Source organism: Streptomyces palmae (genome assembly GCF_004684805.1).
Taxonomy (GTDB): domain Bacteria; phylum Actinomycetota; class Actinomycetes; order Streptomycetales; family Streptomycetaceae; genus Streptomyces; species Streptomyces palmae.
This window is the reverse complement of sequence record NZ_SRID01000413.1, coordinates 1-5,821: the sequence shown is the minus strand read 5'-3', so window position 1 is coordinate 5,821 and position 5,821 is coordinate 1. Positions and strand designations below refer to the sequence as shown.

Here is a 5,821-nt window from a genome sequence, read left to right as displayed (position 1 = left end):
CCCGGAGGGCCCCCCGTCAATCCAGGACGTCAATCGAGTAGCGATTGCTCTCCGCACCCGAGGCGGTGATGACCTGCACCTCGGTCCGCCCCGGCTCCACCTCCGCCGGAACCGGCACCGTAAGCACCGTGTCCGCCGGATTGGTGAAGCCCCCGGCGACCGGGACCAGCGGCACATGGACGTGCACCGCCCCGATCCGCACCACGGTGCGGGCCAGCCGGTCCGGCGCCATCGCGCCCGGGGGGACGAAGCCGCTGCCCCGGATCTCGATGTCGTCGCCGGTGCGGATGGGCCCGTCCAGGTCCCCGGCCTCCCGCACCCGGACCACCGAGAGCACCATGGGCCGGCCGCCCTCCGCGTACTTCGCGGCCAGATAGGTCAGCGCGGAGACCCCGGTGAGCACCGCGAGCCCCCAGGGCAGGCCGGGCAGCCGGTGCGGCTCGCGGACCAGGGCCACACAGCCGAAGGCCCCGGCCGCCGCGTTCAGCAGCACGTACTGCGTGTCGGTGAAGCTGCCCCGGCCGGCGTCGTCGGTGAGCAGATCGGCGGCGCGGGCCCGCTCGGCGGGCACCTTCTGGGTGCGCTGGGCCCGGATCCGGTTGGCGACCACCAGCCGTGCCACCACCGCCACCAGGCAGCCCGTGGCCACCACCGCCAGCAGCGCGGCGGACCGGCGCAGACGCAGCTCACCGGCGGCGCCGCCGACCCGCTCCAGGGCCAGCGTGAGCACCGCGTAACCGGTGAACAGCACCCACCAGACGGCCACCGTACGGGAGGTGGACAGCCGGTTGTCCTCACCGATCAGCACCGCCAGCGCGCCGCCGCGCGCCCGGTGCCACCAGCCGGCGGCGGTCAGCAGCACCCCGCTGAGCAACGCGGCGACCAGGCCCGCGGTACGGGCCGAGGTCCAGCCGTCCCCCACCAGAGCGGTGACCAGCTGAGTGATCGCCAGTACGCCGACCAGCACCCACACCGCGGCGGTCACCGGCCGCCAGACCCGGGACAGCCAGGCCGCGCCGGCCTCCCGGCCGCGCTCGGCGACCGTACGGGCCGCCTGGGTCAGCTCGTCCGACACCCACTGCCGGGACGCCCCGGTGGAGTGCGCGAGGGCGGCGGGCAGGCCCTCGCCGACCGCCAGCCGGTCGCGCAGCGCGGCGAAGGCCGTGACCGCCTGGCGGTGGGCCTCGCGGGCGCTGCCCCGCGGGCAGCCGCAGCCCTCCGGGTGTGCGGAGGCCGTGACCAGGGATTCCCTGGGTGGGGCGGCGGCCTGGCCGGGGAGGTGCCCGGGAGGATGGGCGGGCCGCTGCCCGCGTCCGGGCGGGCGTGCACCGCCGGTCGTGGCGTCCTGCGCCTGGTCCACCGCCACGGCGCCCTCCCAACTCTCGGGTTTCGCCATGGAATTGTGCCGCATTCGGAGGGGGTGTCAGGCCAGAAGCCCGGGTTCGTCGCGGGTGATCTCCGCGTACAGCGACTGGTAATTGATCCACGCCACGAGATCGCTCCCGAGTTGGTCGCGGGTGTCGGCGGCCGACCGCGCGTCGATCCGCACGGGTGTCCCGGCGGCCCGGGCCGCCAGCTGGACCTGGCAGCAGCGCTCCATGGAGAGGAACCACCAGGCCGCCGCGTCCACCGAGTCGCCGACCGTCAGCAGACCGTGATTGCGCAGGATGAGGGCCTTGTGCGGGCCGAGCGCGGAGGCGATCGCCTGTGCCTCCTCCTCGTCGACCACCACGCCCGAGTAGCGGTCGTAGAGGGCGTGGTCCTCGAAGAAGGCGCAGGCGTCCTGGGTGATCGGAGCGAGGAGTTCACCGAGCGCGGACAGCGCCCGGCCGTACGGCGAGTGGCTGTGCGCCACGGCCACGACCTCGGGCCGCGCTTGATGCACGGAGGAGTGAACGGCGAAGGCCGCCTGATTGACGTGGTAGCGCCCCTCGACCACCTGGCCGTGCTCGTTCACCATGATCAGATCGCTGACGGTGACGTGCCGGAAGGAGACGCCGAAGGGGTTGACCCAGAAGCAGTCGGCGAACTCCGGGTCCCGCACCGTGATGTGCCCGGAGACCCCCTCGTCCAGTCCGTACCGCCCGAACAACCGGAGCGCCGCGGCCAACCGCTCCATGCGGTGGCGCCGCTCGGCCTCGACGGACTCATGACGGGGCGGCAGTGCGAAACGCAGCTGATCGACGGGTATCGGCTCGGGCACGGCGGCTCCTTCACGTCCGGATGGTCCGGAACGGGAAGCTACCGCCGGGTACGTCAGGTGCCCAGCCCTGTGCGCGGTCCGCTTGCGGGGACTTCCGGGCTCTCCAGGGGTCCGGCCCCCTAAAGGTGGTCGATCTCGCCGAGGTCGATGTCGATGGTGTAGGGGGCGGGAAGCTTCAGGCGGTCGTGGTGGATGCCGGTGAGACGGTAGGTCCGCGACTCCGGGTCGAGTTCGAAGACATGGACGACCGGGTGCTCGTCCGCCCCGGCCATCTCGACCCGCCAGAAGTGCGGGATGCCGGCCTTGGCGTACTTGTGGGGCTTGGTGTCGCGGTCGCGGGCCTCTGAATCGGGCGAGACCACTTCCACGGCCAGAACCACGTCGCCGACCTCGAAAGAGGTCTGGCTGTGGCTTCGCACCGCGCCGGCGCGCACCACCGCGATATCCGGCTCAGGCCCATTGCGTTTGTCGATCACCACGGTCATCTCACGTCGGACCCGCAGCTCGTTCGGCGCGGTGCGGCGGAGACCGTTGACCAGGACGTCGATCACGATGCTGTGAAAGCTTCGCTGCGGACTCACGAAAACCAGGCTCCCGTCGATCAACTCGGTGTGCGGCGGGAGGTCGGGCAGGGTCAGCAGGTCGTCCACGGTGTAGCCGTCCTGCGGCGGCACCGGCCACGAAGAGGTGGGGAGCGGCTCAGCGGTCATGGTTCCTCCCATGGACGGGATTCTCGGCCGTGGGGTCAGCGTAGCGAGACCGAACGCCGACGCCACCACTCACACGAGTGAGTGGTGGCGTCGGCGTTGACCGGGAGGCCCCTGAGCAGGGGCGACCGGCGGGACCCTCTCAGCAGAGGGCCTGGGGGATTACTCCCACTCGATGGTGCCCGGGGGCTTGCTGGTGATGTCCAGGACGACCCGGTTGACCTCGTCCACCTCGTTGGTGATGCGGGTGGAGATGCGGCCCAGCACGTCGTACGGCAGGCGCGACCAGTCGGCGGTCATGGCGTCCTCGGAGGAGACCGGACGCAGCACGATCGGGTGGCCGTAGGTGCGGCCGTCGCCCTGCACGCCCACGCTGCGGACGTCGGCGAGCAGCACCACCGGGCACTGCCAGATCTCGCGGTCCAGGCCGGCCGCGGTCAGCTCCTCGCGGGCGATGGCGTCGGCCTCGCGCAGCAGGTCCAGGCGCTCCTTGGTGACCTCGCCGACGATGCGGATGCCCAGGCCGGGGCCGGGGAACGGCTGGCGCTGGACGATCTCCTCCGGCAGGCCGAGCTCCTGGCCGACCATCCGGACCTCGTCCTTGAAGAGCTTGCGGAGCGGCTCGATGAGCTTGAACTCCAGGTCCTCGGGGAGGCCGCCCACGTTGTGGTGGGACTTGATGTTGGCGGTGCCGGTGCCGCCACCGGACTCCACCACGTCCGGGTACAGGGTGCCCTGCACCAGGAACTCCACCGGCTCGCCGCCCTCGGAGCCCGCCTCGGCGATGATCTCCGCCTGGGCCTGCTCGAAGACCCGGATGAACTCCCGGCCGATGATCTTGCGCTTCTCCTCGGGGTCGGAGACCCCGGCCAGCGCCTTCAGGAAGCGCTCCTCGGCGTCGACCACCCGCAGCTGGACGCCGGTGGCCGCCACGAAGTCCTTCTCGACCTGCTCGGTCTCGCCCTTGCGCATCAGGCCGTGGTCGACGTACACGCAGGTCAGCTGGGAGCCGATGGCCTTCTGGACCAGGGCCGCGGCGACCGCGGAGTCCACACCGCCGGACAGCCCGCAGATGGCGCGCTTGGTGCCGACCAGCTCACGGATGGCGGCGACCTGCTCGTCGATCACATTGCCGGTGGTCCAGCTCGGCTCGATGCCCGCGCCCCGGTACAGGAAGTGCTCCAGCACCTGCTGGCCGTAGGTGGAGTGCATCACCTCGGGGTGGTGCTGGACGCCGTACAGCCGCTTCTCGTCGTTCTCGAAGGCGGCGACCGGCACCAGGTCGGTGGAGGCGGTGACGGTGAAGCCCTCCGGGGCGGCGGAGCAGGCGTCGCCGTGCGACATCCACACCGTCTGCTCGACCGGGGTGCCCTCGAAGAGGGTGGAGCTGTTCTTGCTGACGGTCAGCTGGGTGCGGCCGTACTCACGGGCGCCGGTGTTGTCCACCGTGCCGCCGAGCGTGGTGGCCATCAGCTGGAAGCCGTAGCACATGCCGAAGATCGGCACGCCGGACTCGAACAGCGAACGGTCGAGGGACGGCGCCTCCTCGGCGTACACGGAGGAGGGGCCACCCGAAAGGATGATCGCCTTGGGGTTCTTGGCGAGCATCTCGGCCACCGGCATGGTGGACGGGACGATCTCGCTGTAGACGCGGGCCTCACGGACCCGGCGTGCGATGAGCTGTGCGTACTGCGCGCCGAAGTCGACGACCAGAACGGTGTCGGGGGCGGCAGCTGGGGACGCTGAGGGCACTTCGGCGGCCTTCCGGCGGTGGAACTAGGGGGTTGGACTTTCGATGATAACGGGCTCATACTCGGAACCATGTCCACGCAGCTGACCTTCGCGTTTACCTATGGCACCGGCCCGGCCGGCTGCCATGGTCATGCTGCTTGATCGACTGACAAGCGACGTTCCAGGCGCCCCGGGCCGAAAGGCCCGGGGCGCCTGTGTGTTTCCGGACCCTTACCGGCCCGGGTCACCGCAGACCCGAGGAGAAACCATGACCGCTTCGACCGCCCCCACCGTCACGCCCGACACCCTCGGCGAGGCCGACGCCCCGCGCTCCGGCCGGGGGGCCATCGACGAACTCGACCGACGGATCATCGCGCTGATCGAGGAGCGGATGTCGGTATCGGCGGACATCCAACGGGACCGGCTCGCGGCCGGCGGGCGGCGGCTGGACCTCTCCCGCGAGATGGAGATCCTCCGCCGCTACCAGGAGCCGCTGGGCAAGCCCGGCACCACGCTGGCGATGACCCTGCTCGAGCTGTGCCGGGGCCGGGTCTGAGGAGGCTCCGGGGCCCCGCGCCGGGGCGCTCCCACCTCGCACCCCGGCGCGCGGGGACCTGCCGCCCCGCGCGCCGGGGTCGCGGGACCGCCACCGCGCGCGCCGTCACCCGTACGGCACGTGACCGGTCGCCGAGCCGGGTCGTTGGTCCCGTTGTCCGCACCGCACCCATCGCACCCACCGCCCGGCACGCCCCGCAGTCAGCGCCGGTCGGCCGCGGCGCGGGCCGTGCACCACCGGATTCGCCGGAGTGATGAGACGGGCGCCCGAAGAGAAGCGGGCCGCACCGTCGTGGGACCTCGCTCCGGCGCGGTGACCGGTCAGCAGGGGACAGCAGCCCGGTCATCCGGTAAAGGGCGGTCGGTCCCGGGGACGCCTGGGACCGGCCGTATCCGGTCGAAGCGGTTGCGCCGGGCGCGGTGCATCCACCACGATGCTGGCAGGCGAGTTCTCCGGCTCTTTGTCAAGGGATCAGCACGCTCACAAGGCGGAATCCCCCAGATTTCCCGAGCTGCCCGGATGCGGGTGCGCCCGTTGCTCCGTTCGCCCCTCGTTCGCCGTCCACCGTCTGCCGCTGGGGCGCTCACCGCCCATCGGGTGGAATTCCGAGCGGTTCGGGCGGCC

At 71.7% G+C, this 5,821-nt stretch carries 5 protein-coding genes; 1 reads left to right on the top strand and 4 read right to left on the bottom strand.

Annotation, left to right across the window (positions count from 1 at the left end; translation table 11 throughout):
* Positions 1 to 16: 16 nt before the first annotated feature.
* From E4099_RS28045 to guaA, 4 genes are all read right to left on the bottom strand, one after another.
* Complete coding sequence (locus E4099_RS28045; protein WP_245245245.1) at positions 17 to 1,396, bottom strand: hypothetical protein; 1,380 nt, start codon at positions 1,394 to 1,396, stop codon at positions 17 to 19.
* Between the two features lie 27 nt (positions 1,397 to 1,423).
* Complete coding sequence (locus E4099_RS28040) at positions 1,424 to 2,203, bottom strand: class II aldolase/adducin family protein (protein ID WP_135341927.1); 780 nt, start codon at positions 2,201 to 2,203, stop codon at positions 1,424 to 1,426.
* 119 nt (positions 2,204 to 2,322) lie between these two features.
* Entirely contained in the window at positions 2,323 to 2,913 is a 591-nt protein-coding gene (locus E4099_RS28035) for a Uma2 family endonuclease (RefSeq protein WP_135341926.1), read from the bottom strand.
* 159 nt (positions 2,914 to 3,072) lie between these two features.
* Positions 3,073 to 4,662: a glutamine-hydrolyzing GMP synthase gene (gene guaA / locus E4099_RS28030; RefSeq protein ID WP_135341925.1), complete on the bottom strand. Its 1,590-nt coding sequence runs from the start codon at positions 4,660 to 4,662 to the stop codon at positions 3,073 to 3,075.
* Positions 4,663 to 4,909: 247 nt separating this feature from the next.
* Between guaA and E4099_RS28025 the strand changes: the two genes are divergently transcribed.
* A complete protein-coding gene (locus E4099_RS28025; protein WP_135341924.1) occupies positions 4,910 to 5,197 on the top strand; it encodes a chorismate mutase in 288 nt (95 codons plus the stop codon).
* Positions 5,198 to 5,821 lie beyond the last annotated feature (624 nt).

Bases quoted from the DNA above. Each gene is read 5' to 3' on its own strand.
- E4099_RS28045 (WP_245245245.1), bottom strand. From the start codon at position 1,396: ATGGCGAAACCCGAGAGTTGGGAGGGCGCCGTGGCGGTGGACCAGGCG.
- E4099_RS28035 (WP_135341926.1), bottom strand. From the start codon at position 2,913: ATGACCGCTGAGCCGCTCCCCACCTCTTCGTGGCCGGTGCCGCCGCAG.
- E4099_RS28025 (WP_135341924.1), top strand. From the start codon at position 4,910: ATGACCGCTTCGACCGCCCCCACCGTCACGCCCGACACCCTCGGCGAG.